The organism is Indolivaga macrotermitis, from assembly GCF_900128985.1.
Lineage (GTDB): Bacteria > Bacteroidota > Bacteroidia > Bacteroidales > Dysgonomonadaceae > Dysgonomonas_A > Dysgonomonas_A macrotermitis.
Genome location: NZ_FQUC01000027.1, coordinates 1 through 14,733, shown reverse-complemented (window position 1 = coordinate 14,733; position 14,733 = coordinate 1). Strand labels below are relative to the sequence as shown.

General features: G+C 44.4%; 18 protein-coding genes and 1 pseudogene. 16 read left to right on the top strand and 3 right to left on the bottom strand.

What is annotated here, in order from left to right; translation table 11 throughout:
- The 6 genes from BUC12_RS19305 to BUC12_RS19280 all read left to right on the top strand — a co-directional run.
- On the top strand, nucleotides 1–267 hold a 267-nt coding region (locus BUC12_RS19305), incomplete at its 5' end, for a DUF3408 domain-containing protein (RefSeq protein ID WP_139262128.1).
- A 353-nt stretch (nucleotides 268–620) separates the two neighbouring features.
- Nucleotides 621–926, top strand: a complete 306-nt coding sequence (locus BUC12_RS19300; protein ID WP_082141960.1) for a DUF3408 domain-containing protein — start codon at nucleotides 621–623, stop codon at nucleotides 924–926.
- Entirely contained in the window at nucleotides 923–1,612 is a 690-nt protein-coding gene (locus tag BUC12_RS19295; protein ID WP_062185220.1) for a hypothetical protein, read from the top strand. The genes BUC12_RS19300 and BUC12_RS19295 overlap by 4 nt, the downstream gene beginning before the upstream one ends.
- 158 nt (nucleotides 1,613–1,770) lie before the next feature.
- Nucleotides 1,771–2,070, top strand: coding sequence for a DUF4134 domain-containing protein (locus BUC12_RS19290; RefSeq protein ID WP_062185223.1), 300 nt, complete (start codon nucleotides 1,771–1,773; stop codon nucleotides 2,068–2,070).
- Nucleotides 2,071–2,211: 141 nt separating this feature from the next.
- Nucleotides 2,212–2,556: a DUF4133 domain-containing protein gene (locus tag BUC12_RS19285; RefSeq protein ID WP_062185227.1), complete on the top strand. Its 345-nt coding sequence runs from the start codon at nucleotides 2,212–2,214 to the stop codon at nucleotides 2,554–2,556.
- On the top strand, nucleotides 2,553–5,069 hold the full coding sequence (locus tag BUC12_RS19280) for a TraG family conjugative transposon ATPase (RefSeq protein ID WP_062185232.1): 2,517 nt from the start codon (nucleotides 2,553–2,555) through the stop codon (nucleotides 5,067–5,069). Before BUC12_RS19285 ends, BUC12_RS19280 begins: the two co-directional genes overlap by 4 nt.
- Nucleotides 5,070–5,077: 8 nt before the next feature.
- Here the strand turns inward: BUC12_RS19280 and BUC12_RS19920 are convergent, their stop codons facing one another.
- Nucleotides 5,078–5,257, bottom strand: coding sequence for a hypothetical protein (locus BUC12_RS19920; protein ID WP_139262127.1), 180 nt, complete (start codon nucleotides 5,255–5,257; stop codon nucleotides 5,078–5,080).
- Between the two features lie 57 nt (nucleotides 5,258–5,314).
- Here BUC12_RS19920 and BUC12_RS19270 point away from each other — a divergent pair, with 57 nt between their 5' ends.
- The 10 genes from BUC12_RS19270 to BUC12_RS19225 all read left to right on the top strand — a co-directional run bounded on the left by BUC12_RS19270 (nucleotide 5,315) and on the right by BUC12_RS19225 (nucleotide 13,547).
- A complete protein-coding gene (locus BUC12_RS19270; RefSeq protein WP_062185240.1) occupies nucleotides 5,315–5,944 on the top strand; it encodes a DUF4141 domain-containing protein in 630 nt (209 codons plus the stop codon).
- A 139-nt stretch (nucleotides 5,945–6,083) separates the two neighbouring features.
- Nucleotides 6,084–7,076, top strand: a complete 993-nt coding sequence (gene traJ, locus BUC12_RS19265) for a conjugative transposon protein TraJ (protein ID WP_073357351.1) — start codon at nucleotides 6,084–6,086, stop codon at nucleotides 7,074–7,076.
- Between the two features lie 240 nt (nucleotides 7,077–7,316).
- Complete coding sequence (gene traK, locus BUC12_RS19260; protein WP_062185348.1) at nucleotides 7,317–7,940, top strand: conjugative transposon protein TraK; 624 nt, start codon at nucleotides 7,317–7,319, stop codon at nucleotides 7,938–7,940.
- Nucleotides 7,941–8,002: 62 nt separating this feature from the next.
- The gene (locus BUC12_RS19255) at nucleotides 8,003–8,374 is read left to right on the top strand and encodes a TraL conjugative transposon family protein (RefSeq protein ID WP_236689423.1); all 372 of its coding nucleotides are present in this window, start codon (nucleotides 8,003–8,005) and stop codon (nucleotides 8,372–8,374) included.
- The gene (gene traM / locus BUC12_RS19250) at nucleotides 8,367–9,668 is read left to right on the top strand and encodes a conjugative transposon protein TraM (protein WP_073357350.1); all 1,302 of its coding nucleotides are present in this window, start codon (nucleotides 8,367–8,369) and stop codon (nucleotides 9,666–9,668) included. Before BUC12_RS19255 ends, traM begins: the two co-directional genes overlap by 8 nt.
- 64 nt (nucleotides 9,669–9,732) lie before the next feature.
- Nucleotides 9,733–10,719 carry a conjugative transposon protein TraN gene (gene traN, locus BUC12_RS19245; protein ID WP_062185270.1) on the top strand — a complete coding sequence of 329 codons (987 nt, stop codon included), beginning with the start codon at nucleotides 9,733–9,735 and terminating at the stop codon, nucleotides 10,717–10,719.
- 62 nt (nucleotides 10,720–10,781) lie between these two features.
- Nucleotides 10,782–11,360, top strand: coding sequence for a conjugal transfer protein TraO (locus BUC12_RS19240; protein WP_062185267.1), 579 nt, complete (start codon nucleotides 10,782–10,784; stop codon nucleotides 11,358–11,360).
- A 69-nt stretch (nucleotides 11,361–11,429) separates the two neighbouring features.
- Nucleotides 11,430–11,828, top strand: coding sequence for a phage N-6-adenine-methyltransferase (locus BUC12_RS19235; RefSeq protein ID WP_236689422.1), 399 nt, complete (start codon nucleotides 11,430–11,432; stop codon nucleotides 11,826–11,828).
- A gap of 62 nt (nucleotides 11,829–11,890) precedes the next feature.
- The gene (locus tag BUC12_RS19230; RefSeq protein WP_062185260.1) at nucleotides 11,891–12,322 is read left to right on the top strand and encodes a DUF3872 domain-containing protein; all 432 of its coding nucleotides are present in this window, start codon (nucleotides 11,891–11,893) and stop codon (nucleotides 12,320–12,322) included.
- A gap of 193 nt (nucleotides 12,323–12,515) precedes the next feature.
- Nucleotides 12,516–13,547 carry a toll/interleukin-1 receptor domain-containing protein gene (locus BUC12_RS19225; RefSeq protein WP_062185257.1) on the top strand — a complete coding sequence of 344 codons (1,032 nt, stop codon included), beginning with the start codon at nucleotides 12,516–12,518 and terminating at the stop codon, nucleotides 13,545–13,547.
- A 12-nt stretch (nucleotides 13,548–13,559) separates the two neighbouring features.
- On the opposite strand, the pseudogene BUC12_RS19220 reads toward BUC12_RS19225, so the two are convergent.
- Together BUC12_RS19220 and BUC12_RS19215 are read right to left on the bottom strand one after the other, a co-directional pair.
- Nucleotides 13,560–14,296, bottom strand: a pseudogene (locus tag BUC12_RS19220) (NYN domain-containing protein).
- On the bottom strand, nucleotides 14,293–14,733 hold a 441-nt coding region (locus BUC12_RS19215), incomplete at its 5' end, for a HEPN domain-containing protein (protein ID WP_139262126.1). The pseudogene BUC12_RS19220 and the gene BUC12_RS19215, both read right to left, overlap by 4 nt.

Here is a 14,733-nt window from a genome sequence, read left to right as displayed (position 1 = left end):
AAGGTAGATAAAGAATCTAAACAAAAGAAAGGCAAAGGTGATTATGAATCGCTGTTTATCAAGCCTTCCGATATAACGGGCAGGCAGGAAAAAACGGTTTACCTGAGAGGAGAATATTATGAGCGGATAATGAAAATACTGCCACTGTACAGAAACTCTAAACTTTCGGTATTCTCTTATGTCGATGCGGTAATGGAACATCATTTCGAGGTATACGAACAGGAGATCAGGGAGATTTACAATAGTAAGAATAAGGGACCATACTAAAAAAAATATTTATGAAACCCCCATGACATAAAAAAAGACGCCAAAGAGCATGTAAATCACGGAAAGTGTGCATCTTTGTAGTAATAAGGCCGACTTTTACTGGGATCACTATTTTCGGATAGTATAAACCCGATTATGAAACTGGCTTCAACAGCTAAGCACCAAAGATTGAGACAAGGTTAATACCGGAGCTCGTGCATGAAATTTTAATTTTCTTAGCTGTTCATTTCTACATTGATTTCGCATTTACCGTCCGGCAAGTGCTTATTTTCTTTATGTTTTAAGATAGGTTTCAGATGATTTATTAACAAAAACAGTGCTAGAAATGGCATTTGTAACTAAATTATTTACGCATGAAAAAGAATATATCAAAACGAAAAATCAATATGCCGAACAAAGAAACGGCCGCTTCAATTAAAAATGAAAATAATTTTATAGGACTTTTCATAGAACCCTCCGCGATCAAAACAGCCAGCAGGAGGTGTGTATATATAAAAGAATCCCATGCCGAACTTATAAGCAAGGTCGTTTTTATCAATCCTAAAGCAAACATGACGATTGGGGGGTATATCAATGCTGTTCTTGAACAACACTTCAATCAATATTACGATGATATCCTTGATTATTACGAATCACAAAAATCAGCTTTTGGCCTATGATACAGATAATAATAGTAGCCGCATCCATTGTGCTGGGCATGATTCTTTATCCGATCCTCCTGAAACAGATTGACCGTTTTGTCAACTGGTGGTATTGGCATATGAGAGCAAGCCCGGTAGAAAAAGAAATAAGTAAGAAAAGTAAACCGGAGCCGGAACCCTCAAAAATACCTTCCGTAATAGGGGAAAGTAAAACAAAACTAGGACATGACCGGACAAACGCTACCACCAACCCGAAAAATGATGGAGTTATAGAAAAAGAATCTACATTTGCACCGGAAACGAAGGAAGAAACCAATCAGATAGCTGATGTGGACGTTCCTTTGGCAAAGGTCGAGACACTGCCCGAAGAGGAGTTTGACCCGGACGAAGAAGCGGTAGAACTCGAAGCGGAAAGAGGCGCTGTCCTTGCAAGCGGAGCCGGTTACGATGAACTGATGGCGACGGGCAATGTAATCGCCAACAAGCATCCTTCCGATGAGGAGAAAGACGAAGCCGGGCGTGTCCTGTATGAGAACGAAGCGACGGAAATGGTGGAGCAGATCGTTTCACAGGATGAAAAAACCTTCGCTAAGGTAAACGACCTTATCAGTTTCCATATGAAAAAGCATAACCTGACCGGAGAAGACAGTAATATGCCGGACCCGGAAGAATTTGAAAATTTTGATATCAACAGTATTTTCTAACAATAAAAAAATGAAACGCCTATGTAGAATCCAGTAAACAAGTTACAAGTTGACGCGTAAACAAAAGAGGCTGCGCCTTAAGCTAATTATCCAAGTTATTCTCTAACCCGCCGTGGGGGCTATCCAACCCTCACGGTATTTAAAACAAATCAACATTTATGAGAAAGAAACTCCTTCTTTCTATGGCTATGTCCTTAGCCATAGGCACAACACTTTTCGCCCAGGGTAACGGTTTGCAGGGTATCAACGATGCCACCAACATGGTGACCTCGTATTTTGACCCCGGCACGAAACTCATCTATGCCATCGGAGCAGTGGTCGGACTTATCGGCGGCGTGAAAGTATACGGGAAGTTTTCGAGCGGGGATCCCGACACATCGAAAACAGCAGCCAGTTGGTTCGGAGCCTGTATCTTCCTGATTGTCGCCGCCACTATCCTGCGTTCATTCTTCCTGTAAAATGATTCAATCCCTGTTATTCGGTTCGGACTGAAGGGTAAAGGCTGAAAGCAATTTATGGTATGTAGATTCAATTTCAGTCCCCTGTCCGCCGGATACCGGGTTACTAACCCATTTACCAATCATTAAAAAATAAGAAGAATGGAATATTCAATCAACAAAGGGATCGGCCGCCCCGCCGAGTTCAAGGGACTGAAATCACAGTACCTGTTCGTCTTCGCCGGAGGATTGCTGTCGGTATTCGTAGTCTTTGTGATTATGTATATGATCGGCATCCCCCAGACGGTATGCATCGGCTTCGGCGGTACTGCCGCCGGAACGCTGGTCTGGGCTACTTTCCACCTAAACGGCAAATACGGGGAGTTCGGGCTGATGAAGCTGCAAGCCATCCGCAACCACCCGAAGTATATCATTAACCGCAGGCGGATCGGGAACCTGTTCCGGGGTCGCAGACCCTTTTATAAACGAAATACCGATAACATATGAGAAATACAGCCAAAGCAGCTACATTGGAAAGTAAGTTCCCGCTACTGACGGTTGAGGACGGTTACATCCTCAGTAAGGACGCCGACCTGTCGGTAGCTTACCGGGTGGAACTGCCCGAACTGTTTACCGTCACTTCCGCCGAATACGAAGCGATGCACTCGGCATGGTTGAAAGCCATCAAAGTTTTGCCCAATTACAGCATCGTGCATCGTCAGGACTGGTTTGTGGAAGAAAAGTACAAACCCGAGTTGGACAAGGAAGACATCAGTTTTCTAAGTCGTTCGTTCGAACGCCATTTCAATGAACGCCCGTACCTGAACCATACCAGCTACCTGTTCCTGACCAAAACAACGAAGGACAGGGCGCGGCAGCAAAGCAACTTCAACGCCCTGACACGAGGTTTTATTATCCCCAAGGAAATGCAGGACAGGGAAGCTATCCAGAAGTTTATCGAGGCGGTGGGGCAGTTCGAACGGATCATCAACGATTCGGGGTTTATCAGGCTGACACGTATTACAACAGATGAAATTGTAGGTACGGCCCTCCCCGGAGATACGGGAGCAGCGGGCATCGTCGAAAAGTATTTCTCCCTGTCGCAGAGCGATACCACCTGTTTGCAGGATATTACGCTCGGAGCAGGGGAAATGAAGGTCGGGGACAACTACCTCTGCCTGCATACGCTGTCCGATACAGAAGACCTGCCGGGAAAAGTGAATACCGATACCCGATACGAACGCTTATCTACTGACCGCAGCGACTGCCGCCTGTCCTTCGCCGCACCGGTAGGCGTGCTTTTGTCCTGTAACCATGTGGTCAACCAGTACATTTTTATCGATGACCACACAGAGAACCTCAAACGCTTTGAGAAACAGGCCCGTAATATGCACTCACTTTCGAGATATAGCCGTTCCAATCAAATAAACAAGGAGTGGATCGAAGACTACCTGAACGAAGCGCACAGTTATGGGCTGACTTCGGTACGCTGCCATGTAAACGTCATGGCATGGAGCGAGGATAAGGAGGAACTGGGACGGGTCAAGAACGATGTGGGCAGCCAGCTGGCGCTGATGGAATGCAAGCCACGGCACAATACCGTGGATACGCCGACACTCTTCTGGGCGGGCATCCCGGGCAACGCGGGGGATTTTCCGGCGGAAGAATCGTTCTATACCTTTATCGAGCAGGCGTTATGCTTCTTTGTCGCGGAGACCAACTACCGCAGTTCGCTATCGCCTTTCGGCATCAAGATGGTAGACCGCCTGACGGGAAAGCCGCTGCACCTGGATATATCCGACCTGCCGATGAAGAAAGGGATCATCACCAACCGCAACAAGTTCGTCCTGGGACCATCGGGCTCGGGAAAATCCTTCTTTATGAACCACCTCGTGCGCCAGTATTACGAACAGGGCGCGCATGTGGTGCTGGTGGATACGGGTAACTCCTACCAGGGCCTGTGCGAACTGATACACCGCAAGACCAAAGGGGAGGACGGCATCTACTTCACCTATACCGAAGAGAACCCTATCTCCTTCAATCCTTTCTATACCGACGACTACCTGTTCGACGTGGAAAAGCAGGACAGCATCAAGACCCTGCTGCTGACCCTCTGGAAAAGCGAGGCGGACGTGATCACAAAAACGGAATCGGGAGAGGTAGGAAGCGCCGTATCGGACTACATCCGGCTGATACGTGGCGACAGGTCCGTCCGTCCCTGCTTCGATACCTTCTATGAGTTTATGCGGGATGTGTACCGCAGGGAGCTGGACAGCCGGGAGATAAAGGTAAGCCGGGAAGACTTCAACATCGACAACCTGCTGACCACCCTGCGCCAGTATTACAGGGGCGGACGCTTCGATTTCCTGCTGAACTCGGACAAGGAACTGGACCTGCTGAACAAACGCTTCATCGTCTTCGAGATAGACCAGATCAAGGATAACCGCGACCTGTTCCCCGTGGTTACCATTATCATCATGGAAGCGTTCATTTCCAAAATGCGGAGGCTAAAGGGTATCCGCAAGCAATTCATATGCGAGGAGGCATGGAAGGCCCTGTCTTCCCCGAATATGGCTTCCTACCTCAAGTACCTCTATAAAACCGTCAGGAAATTCTTTGGCGAAGCCATTGTCGTCACGCAGGAGGTGGACGATATTATCTCATCGCCGCTGGTCAAGGACGCCATTATCAACAACTCGGATTGCAAGATACTGCTGGACCAGCGCAAGTACATGAACAAGTTCGACGCGATACAGTCCATGCTGGGATTGACTGACAAGGAACGGGCGCAAATACTGTCCATCAATATGTCCAATAACCCGAACCGCAAATACAAGGAGGTATGGATAGGACTGGGCGGGGTACAGTCGGCCGTCTATGCCACTGAAGTAAGTATGTGTGAGTACCTGACCTATACCACGGAGGAGACCGAAAAACTGGAGGTCATGCGGTTAGCCGAAAAGCTGGACGGGGATATAGAAATGGCGATAAAACAGCTGGCTGAAAGTAAACAGGAATAAGCGAACCGTTATTTGGATGCTTTCTTTTCTTTAATCAACTCTGATACAGCCAAAGGCAGTAATACAAGCATTATCCCGGTGCAGATTAATTTTAATTCAAATCCAAAAGTTAATCCGGACAGAACCGGAGAGGCTGTTAATGTTGAAATAAGAATCAGCAGCAAGCCATATCTACAACTTTTTTTCATAAAAAAAACGATTAAATACAAAAGTAAAATTAATTAAAATTTTAAAACCAATTTAATATGAAAACAAAATTTTTCATGTTGTGTGTAAGCTTTTTGCTCTTCACAACAACTGTAAACGCGCAATGGGCGGTATTCGACCCATCCAACCTGGCACAGGGTATCGTCAATACGACGCGGCAAGTGGTACAGACTTCGACGACGGCTACCAATATGGTAAAGTCATTTCAGGAAACGGTTAAAATATACGAACAGGGTAAAAAATACTATGACGCGCTAAAGGCTGTAAATAACCTTGTTAAGGATGCGAAGAAGGTTCAGAAAACCATCCTGTTGGTAGGTGAAGTATCGGATATCTATGTGAACAGTTTCCAGAAAATGATGGCCGACCCGAATTTTTCCGTAGAAGAACTCAATGCCATTGCCGACGGATATGCCAAACTGCTGGAACAGAGTAACGATGTGCTGACCGAACTCAAAGGAGTAGTCAATATCAGCACATTATCCCTGACCGACAAAGACCGGATGGAAGTAGTGGATAAATGTTACGACTCGATGGTCGGTTACCGCAATCTGGTACGCTACTACACCAATAAGAATATCGGAATATCGTATCTGCGGGCGAAGAAGAGCGGGGAGACTTCCCGCGTCAACGCATTATACGGCAATCCGGATTCTCGCTACTGGTAATCTCTGATTAGCAAATGAGCAAATTCGGAAATGAGCAAATTGCTTTATTAGAAGTGATTTCATTTTCGAATTTGCCAATGGCGCGAAGCGGCATTTTCATCTGCTAATTTTCTCATTGTCAAATTTTCAAATTGAATTTATGGATTTTGATCAATTTCACGAAACACTGCGGACCCTCTATGACCAGATGATGCCCCTGTGCGGCAATATGACCGGGGTGGCCAAGGGCATAGCCGGGCTGGGAGCCCTGTTCTATGTGGCTCACAGGGTATGGCAATCCCTCTCGCGGGCGGAACCCATCGATGTCTATCCCTTGCTCCGTCCTTTTGCCATAGGGTTGTGTATTATGTTCTTTCCTACTGTTGTACTGGGAACTATCAACAGCATTATGAGCCCTGTCGTACAGGGAACGCACGGTATGTTACAGTCGGAAACATTCGATATGCAAAAATACGCGGAACAAAAGGATAGGCTGGAATATGAAATTATGCGGCGCAATCCGGAGACAGCCTACCTGGTAGACAATGATATTTTCGATGCCAAGCTGGAAGAGATGGGCATTACCGATGTCGGGCAAAAGGTAGGCCTGTACCTTGAAAAAGAACTCTATGACATCAAAAAATGGATGCGGGAAACGTTCAGGGAGCTGCTCGAAATTATTTTCAAGGCGGCAGCGCTGGTCATAGATGTGATACGCACCTTTTTCCTGATAGTACTGGCGATACTCGGCCCCATTGCTTTCGGCATATCCGTCTGGGACGGGTTCTCATCTACGCTGACACAATGGATAACGCGGTATGTGTCGGTCTATTTGTGGCTTCCTGTATCGGATTTATTCAGTACAATACTGGCACGGCTTCAATCACTGATGTTACAGGCTGATATCGACCGTATGCAGGTAGACCCGGACTTCTCTTTAGACCACTCGGATATGATATATATCCTGTTTATGATTATCGGTATTGTCGGGTATTTTACGATACCTACCGTTGCAGGATGGATCATCTCGGCAGGGGGTATGGGCAACTTCGGTAAGAATGTAAACCAGACGGCTACCAAAGGAGGAGCTATTGCCGGAGGAGCTGCCGGAGCGGCAGCAGGGAATATTGTAGGAAGGTTAAAGGGGCGGTGAGCCACCGCTCCCGGTTATCCTTACAAAAACGATAAACAATAAGCAAATTCGGAGATTAGCAAATTACCTTAAGTACTGAGTTGAAATTAGTTTATGCTATATATGCTTTTATAAAAGCTGATAATCAGATATATACTTTTGGAAATAATAGTAAACTAATTAGTATCATATACTTAACCATAAAGAGTGACATTTCCGAATTTGCTAATTATCAAATTATCAAATTTTCAAATTGAATTTATGGAATTTAAGTCATTAAAAAATATCGAAACGAGTTTTAAACAACTCCGTATTTTCAGCATAGTGTTTCTGTGTATGTGTGCTCTTGTTACGGGTTATTCCGTATATAGTGCATACAACTTTGCAGAAGCCCAACGGCAGAAAATATATGTATTGGATGATGGTAAATCGCTGATGCTTGCCTTATCACAGGACTTATCACAAAACCGGCCTGTGGAAGCACGCGAGCACGTCAGGCGTTTCCACGAACTCTTCTTTACCCTTTCTCCCGACAAAAGCGCTATTGAAAGCAACATCAACAGGGCATTGCTCCTGTCCGATAAATCGGCTTTCAATTATTATAAGGACTTGTCGGAGAAAGGATATTATAACCGCATCATCTCGGGGAATATCAACCAGACTGTCCAAATTGACAGCGTGGCCTGCAACCTGGATGCCTATCCTTATCAGGTGGTAACATACGGAAAGCAGATGATTATCCGCGAAAGTAACATTACCGAACGTTCCCTGATTACATCCTGCAGGTTACTGAACTCCGTCCGCTCGGATAACAATCCGCATGGATTTACGATTGAAGGTTTTGAGGTCAGGGAGAATAAGGATATCAGGGTGCTTGCCAGATAGTCACCTCACCCCGGCCCTCTCCAAAGGAAAGGGAGAAGGGGTAAAACTCTAAAAATTGGGATATGAACAATATGAAAGAACAACTGAAGGAACTGGGTTATTGGCTGGAAGGTAAACTCAAAGACCTGTGCGGGGAGCTGACTCCCGACAAGCGGATAGTAACGATACTGGTTATGCTCCTGATACTGACCATCGGCAATCTCTACTTCACATTTTCCACCATATACAACTGGGGAAAAGATAGCGGGAAGGAAAAGCAGATGGAGATAGAGATAGAGCATATCCGGCGGTTGGAACAGGATATGGATGAACCCCATGATTTAATGGATCCTGAAATTGAAAAGGAACTGTTCGACCTGCATCAGCAGGAAATAGAACAGGATTCTATCGATAGCCTAAGTATTAACAACGAAAAACTTAAAGAATATGAGTGAACGACAAGGAATAAGTCCGGAGCAGAAGCAAAAGCTTAAAAAGTATGCGGTTTTTGCATTGATGGCGATTATCTGCGCCGGCTCAATATGGCTGATTTTTGCTCCATCGGACGCAGATAAAGCCAAAGAACAGGAAGGTATTGGGCTTAACGTAGATATACCCGATCCCGATGGCGGCGGGCTTATCGGCGACAAGAAAGACGCCTACGAGCAGGAACAGATGCAGAACAGGCAGAAGGACAGGATGCAGTCCCTTCAGGGATATATGGATATGCTGGAAGGAGAGACCAACGACAAACAGCCGGTAAGCATTTCCTTGGCAGATGAACCGGAACAGCAACCGGCTCAACAACAGGAAAAGAAAGCGCCGATAGGTAATTCGGTGGCTGCCTACCGGGACATCAACAAAACATTGGGCAATTTCTACGAAAAACCGGAGGCTGATCCAGAGAAAGAAGAGATGAAAAAGAAGCTGGAGGAGCTGGAGGCTAAAATAAATGAGAAGGATACCAAACAGTCGGCTATGGACGAGCAGGTAGCCCTGATGGAAAAGTCCTACGAAATGGCGGCAAAGTATATGCCGCAGGGTGGGCAGGATAACAGCAGTAATAACGAAAGCCTGAGCAAAAGGATTTCCAATGGAACTTTAAAGAGTAGCAACAGTAACAATGGTAAAACGAAAGTTGCTCCAATTCGTCAGATACAGAACCATACGGTTTCCGCTCTATCTCAAAAATTATCCGGTGGAGATTATTTCCTAATGTACGACCAGCCCCGTAATACAAGTTTCAATACGATGGGCGGGGAAATAGGTGTATCTGAAAAGAATACTATATCGGCTGTTATCCACGATGACCAGACAGTAGTCAACGGGCAGACTACACGCTTGCGACTGACAGAACCATTGATGGCGGGAACTATACTCGTACCGGAAAACACTATTGTTACAGGAGTCGCCAAGATTCAGGGCGAAAGGCTGGATATACAGGTATCTTCGATAGAATACCAGAGAACGATTATCCCGGTGGAAATGTCAACCTATGATTCGGACGGACAGAAAGGGATTTACATTCCCGGCTCACTGGAGATGAATGCGGCCAAAGAAATCATGGCGAATATGGGCAACAGTGTCGGCACAAGTTTTACGATGACCGAAAGTACAGGGGCTCAGTTGACCTCCGACCTGACAAAAGGAGCGATACAGGGCTTATCTGCCTATATGCAGAAAAAGATAAAGGAGATTAAGGTTACGCTCAAATCAGGCTATAAGGTAATGTTAATGCCTAAACAGTGAACAGTTAGCAGTTAACAAATAAATTATTAAGAAACGAATAGCGAATTTATTAAAAGGAAAAGCAATGAAGAAATATATTATATTATTTGCATTAGCTATTACAACAATAATAGCCAATGCCCAGACAGAAGATACAATACCGGTGCTAATGGAAACTCCGGAGCAAATGCAGGAGGATCTGCAACAGGTGCTTAAACCAACCTATGGCGACTATTATGAAGGATTATCCAAAAAGATAACCTTCGACCGGATGATTCCTCCTTACGGACTGGAGGTAACTTTTGATAAAACGGTGCATATCATCTTTCCGGCGGCTATCCGGTATGTGGACCTGGGTTCAAACAATATCATAGCAGGCAAGGCGGGTACATCGGAAAATATCCTGCGGGTAAAGGCGGCTATACGGGACTTTGAAACGGAGACGAATATGGCGGTCATTACCGAAGAAGGAAGCTATTACACTTTCAATGTCAAATACGCGGACGAGCCGGAAAAGCTCAATATCGAGATGAAGGATTTCATGCACGACGGTATCGCTACGAATAACCCAAACAACTCAATGGATATTTACCTGAAGGAACTGGGAAGCGAATCGCCACGTACCGTATATATCATCAACCGCGCCATATATAATACCGACAAAAGGCTGGTAAAGCATATCGGCTCCAAACGGTTCGGTATACAATACCTGTTGAAAGGCATCTACTCGCATAATAATCTGTTGTATTTACATACTTCTATTAAAAATTCATCCAATGTCCCTTTCGATGTCGATTTTGTACGGATGAAGATTGTAGATAAGAAAATGGTAAAGCAGACGGCCATACAGGAAACGGTGATCTATCCGCTCAGGGCGTACAACTTCGTATCATCTGTCGGAGGCGATAAAACGGAAAGGACAGTATTTACCATAGACAAAATCACGATACCCAATGATAAGCAGTTGGTAATCGAACTCTTTGAAAAGAACGGAGGACGTAACCAGTCCTTTGTGATTGAAAATGAAGATTTATTACAGGCTAAGGAAATTGACGAACTGAAAGTGAAATAAGAATTAAAAACTAAAAATGAAGGGTCGCAGACCTTTTTATTAAGCATTAACGATGAAAATTTATGAATAGAATAATATTGATCACATTAGTTTTGAGCCTTGCCCTGATTGGGCAGGCTCATGCTCAACGCTATTTGCCGGGGCAAAAAGGCATACAGGTAACGGGAGGCTTTGTCAATGGCTTTACATTGGAGAAGAAAGACGGGCAGGCGTTTTTCGGCGGTCTTGCGTTATCGACTTACACTAAAAATGGCAACCGGTGGACGTTCGGCGGGGAATACCTGCAAAAAAACTATGCTTACAAGGACAGGTTTGTTCCCCTGTCCCAGATAACTGCCGAAGGCGGGTATTACCTGAACTTTTTATCGGACGCGAGTAAAACCCTGTTCTTCTCGGTAGGGGTGTCGGCTGTAGGAGGATATGAAACCATTAACCGGGGTAAGGAACTGTTGTTCGACGGGGCTACCATTACCAGCGAAGACAATTTCCTGTATGGCGGGGCGGTATCCTTTGAAACTGAAATCTTCCTCTCCGACAGGTTCGCTCTGCTGATTAATGCAAGGGAACGGGTACTGTTCGGCTCGCAGGTGAATAAGTTCCATACGCAGCTAGGGCTCGGCGTTAAGGTATTTATAAATTAGGCATTACGATGAAAGAAAACGACGAATGACACGCCTGAAGAGATTATACACTCTCTGGGCGAGTTCGATTTGGACCCGGCCACATCTTTAATAGCTTATAAGCAGAATAAATCGGCTAAGAGATATTTTACGGCGGAAGATGACGGGTTGAGCCGCAAATGGGAAGGACGGGTATGGCTCAATCCTCCCTATTCCAATCCGCTTATCCAACAGTTTATGCTGAAAATGGCGGAGCACAACAACGGCATCGCCCTGGTATTTGCCAAGATTGAAGCCAAATGGTTTCACGATATTGTACTCAGGCACGCTACAGCCATCAAGTTCTTGTATAACCGTGTCAGGTTCTATAAGCCGGACGGAACGCAGGGGTTGCAGCCCCGCAACGGCTCGATGCTGGTAGCATACGGTAAAGGGAATGCCGGGATACTGATGAACAATACACTGGAAGGAAAATTCCTGCTCCTGTAAATAACGGGAAATGGATAATTGACAATTAAAAGTTATAAACTAAAAATCAAACAGTAAACAAAATGAGAAAATGTGCATCCTATATTATTTTTACGCTATTGCTGGCTGCAATAGCGTGTGCCTGTAGCGACGATATTGATATTAAGCAAGGTTATGAATTCGAGGTTACTCACCTGCCTGTGCCGAAGGAACTGAAGGTCGGGGAGGTAGCCGAAATACGGTGCCAACTGAAGCGTTCGGGTTATTATGACGGGACCAAGTACAGCCTCCGTTTCTTCCAAAGCGAGGGAGAGGGTTCCTTGCGGATAGGAAGCGGCGAGCCTCTCCTGCCGAATGACATTTACCCGCTGCCCGGCGATACCTTCCGCCTGTATTACACTTCCGGCTCGGAGGAACAGGCCGTTATCGACCTGGTATTCCTCGATTCGTCCGGCAACGAATTTCCCCTGAGCTTTACGTTCAACGCGGATACAGGCGGGGAGGAAGAGGCATGAATATAATCTATTACTGTATGGCTGCCTATCAGATAATATCATGGATTTGCATTGCAATAAGCATTCGTTGTGCTAAAACGGATATTGAGCTGTGGGGTGAGGATATTGAGTAAATAAGAGCCTGGGAATTATTTTTCTCAGGCTTTTATCTTTATTTTTGCATTCATAATTTTAGTAAACTAAATCAATCCCAATGGATGACCAAAAAATATTGACCTATTATTTTGATACAATACAAGGTTTATTAAAGGCTAAAGATGAAAGTGAAGCTTTTGATATTTTCCGCTTAAATAATTTAAGATGTATTCAGACCAGCCATGATAATTGGAATGGAGGGATTGATTATTATCGGGTTGAGATTTTTATATCACCTGCCAAATATGCAGAATTAGAGCAAGATAAGAAAATTGAGAAAATAGAATCTGCGATCAGTTCGGCTTTCGATAATGCAACAAAAGGAGATGAAAGCGTTGTCTTTAATAATATAATTATTGTTCCTTCTGCGACAATTGAAGATAACCTCTCTAATGCAGATACCTTAGTCGATTTCTCTTTTTGGAACTTTGGATATTATAATATTTTCATTAGCCATCTGACTAAGGATAAGATATCCGCTTCAAACCTCAAAACGGCGTTATTCGATTATGGAATCTCATGTTTTGTTGCACATGAAGATATTGAACCGACAAAATTGTGGGCTAATGAAATAGAAAATGCCTTAAAGACGATGCATTGTTTATGCGCTATAATTGCCCCTGAATTTATAAATAGCAGATGGTGTGACCAGGAAGTCGGTTACGCTTTAGGCAGAGGAGTTTTGGTAATTCCAATTCGTAAAGATTCAGATCCTTATGGCCTTTTGGGAAAAATACAGGGAATACAATCTAAGGGCAAAAGTGCAAATAAACTCGCAAAAGAAATATTTCAAATACTATGTAGCAATAGCCTTTCAAAGAAGTTGTACATTAAGAATTTAGCCGGATTATTTTTAAATTCTAAAAGTAATATTGAAGCAGACAGGTGGATAGAACTTTTAAATAGTATTGGAACTTTGGATTATGAGGTGGTTGAGTTTATATATTCCAACTATTTGACAAATGAGAATTTAAAAGATGATACTATCCTTAATAAGGCAAATAAACTATTCTCTGAACATTCTCTTAAACCCATCAGTGCAGAGCCTGTCATAGAAAATAACAATGCAGAAATAGAACTGCCATTCTGATAATTATATCAGTTATTGGGATTGTTTCTTTCTCACCACACTATAAATCCCCTTTTGCCCGGTTTGAATAACCTCATATTTGTCCAGTTTCTCGTAGATCGCACCCAGTGTCTTGCAGCCATAGCGTCCGGTTTTGAACTTGGGTTTGATTTTTTTCATGGCCATCCCTATTTGAGAGAGGGTAACTTCTTCCTTGCCATCGGCAGCCGATTCGTAAGCCTTGTCGAATAATTCGGCTTCCTTTTGAAGCAATACGGCAGGAGTATCTCCTTTCTCCGATTTCGGATTTTTCTCCGGCTCCTGGTCGGAGAATATGAATTTCTTACATGAATTGACAAAAGCAACCGGGGTTTTACTCTCCCCATAGCCAATTACAGTAACGCCTTCTTCCCTGATGCGCTGGGCTAACGGCGTATAATCGCTGTCGCTGGATACAATACAGAATACATCGATATTTTTTGAGTTCAACAAGTCCATCGCGTCAATAACAAGGGCTATATCGGTAGTATTCTTTCCTTTTACATAAGGCAGAGCCTCTACTAAACGGTATGAATATTCCCTCGCCGGTTCTTTCCAGCCGGAGAGCCCGGTTTTGCTCCAATCCCCGTAAATACGTCTGACAATACCTGTCCGTAACGGGATGCTACTTCTGTTACTTCTCCCAATTTAGCGGAAGAGGCATTGTCCCCGTCAATAAGGACAGCTACCTTCTGTGCTGAATTATCTTTCTGGGATTTATCTTTCTTCATTTTAATTCGCCCGTTAATTCATTATTATTAGTACCGGCCATCCTTTCATGCTCCAGAATCCTGTTCTCACACACCTCCTTTGTTATATCCCGCAACAATTCCACTTTCGGGATCAGGGCTTCAATATCTTCCCTGGTTACTCCAAAATTGGGATTATAGCGCGCCTGCACATAGGCATCGTCTAAAAGCTGGAACAGGCGCTGCTCTTCGTCTGTATCACGGGGAAAAGCTTTCGCTACCTCAAGGGTATGGCGTTTGGCATAGCCCGATATTTTGAAAAGGTTATGCTCTTTGGGGGAATAAAGGGAAAAAGTCAGGGTTACTGCGAAATATAGATTTTCGACTGCCTGATGTAAATGAAATGAAGCCATTTTGAAATCTTCATCATTATAATCATGTTTGGCGCTTCTCAGGAAACTTGCAGCGCGTTCAAACCG

What these genes read in the sequence shown, in the direction of transcription:
- BUC12_RS19300 (WP_082141960.1), top strand. Translation starts at nt 621, where the DNA reads ATGAAAAAGAATATATCAAAACGAAAAATCAATATGCCGAACAAAGAA.
- BUC12_RS19280 (WP_062185232.1), top strand. Translation starts at nt 2,553, where the DNA reads ATGAGAAATACAGCCAAAGCAGCTACATTGGAAAGTAAGTTCCCGCTA.
- BUC12_RS19295 (WP_062185220.1), top strand. Translation starts at nt 923, where the DNA reads ATGATACAGATAATAATAGTAGCCGCATCCATTGTGCTGGGCATGATT.
- BUC12_RS19285 (WP_062185227.1), top strand. Translation starts at nt 2,212, where the DNA reads ATGGAATATTCAATCAACAAAGGGATCGGCCGCCCCGCCGAGTTCAAG.
- traM (WP_073357350.1), top strand. Translation starts at nt 8,367, where the DNA reads ATGAGTGAACGACAAGGAATAAGTCCGGAGCAGAAGCAAAAGCTTAAA.
- traN (WP_062185270.1), top strand. Translation starts at nt 9,733, where the DNA reads ATGAAGAAATATATTATATTATTTGCATTAGCTATTACAACAATAATA.
- traK (WP_062185348.1), top strand. Translation starts at nt 7,317, where the DNA reads ATGGAATTTAAGTCATTAAAAAATATCGAAACGAGTTTTAAACAACTC.
- BUC12_RS19920 (WP_139262127.1), bottom strand. Translation starts at nt 5,257, where the DNA reads ATGAAAAAAAGTTGTAGATATGGCTTGCTGCTGATTCTTATTTCAACA.
- BUC12_RS19270 (WP_062185240.1), top strand. Translation starts at nt 5,315, where the DNA reads ATGAAAACAAAATTTTTCATGTTGTGTGTAAGCTTTTTGCTCTTCACA.
- BUC12_RS19255 (WP_236689423.1), top strand. Translation starts at nt 8,003, where the DNA reads ATGAACAATATGAAAGAACAACTGAAGGAACTGGGTTATTGGCTGGAA.
- BUC12_RS19225 (WP_062185257.1), top strand. Translation starts at nt 12,516, where the DNA reads ATGGATGACCAAAAAATATTGACCTATTATTTTGATACAATACAAGGT.
- traJ (WP_073357351.1), top strand. Translation starts at nt 6,084, where the DNA reads ATGGATTTTGATCAATTTCACGAAACACTGCGGACCCTCTATGACCAG.
- BUC12_RS19290 (WP_062185223.1), top strand. Translation starts at nt 1,771, where the DNA reads ATGAGAAAGAAACTCCTTCTTTCTATGGCTATGTCCTTAGCCATAGGC.
- BUC12_RS19230 (WP_062185260.1), top strand. Translation starts at nt 11,891, where the DNA reads ATGAGAAAATGTGCATCCTATATTATTTTTACGCTATTGCTGGCTGCA.
- BUC12_RS19240 (WP_062185267.1), top strand. Translation starts at nt 10,782, where the DNA reads ATGAATAGAATAATATTGATCACATTAGTTTTGAGCCTTGCCCTGATT.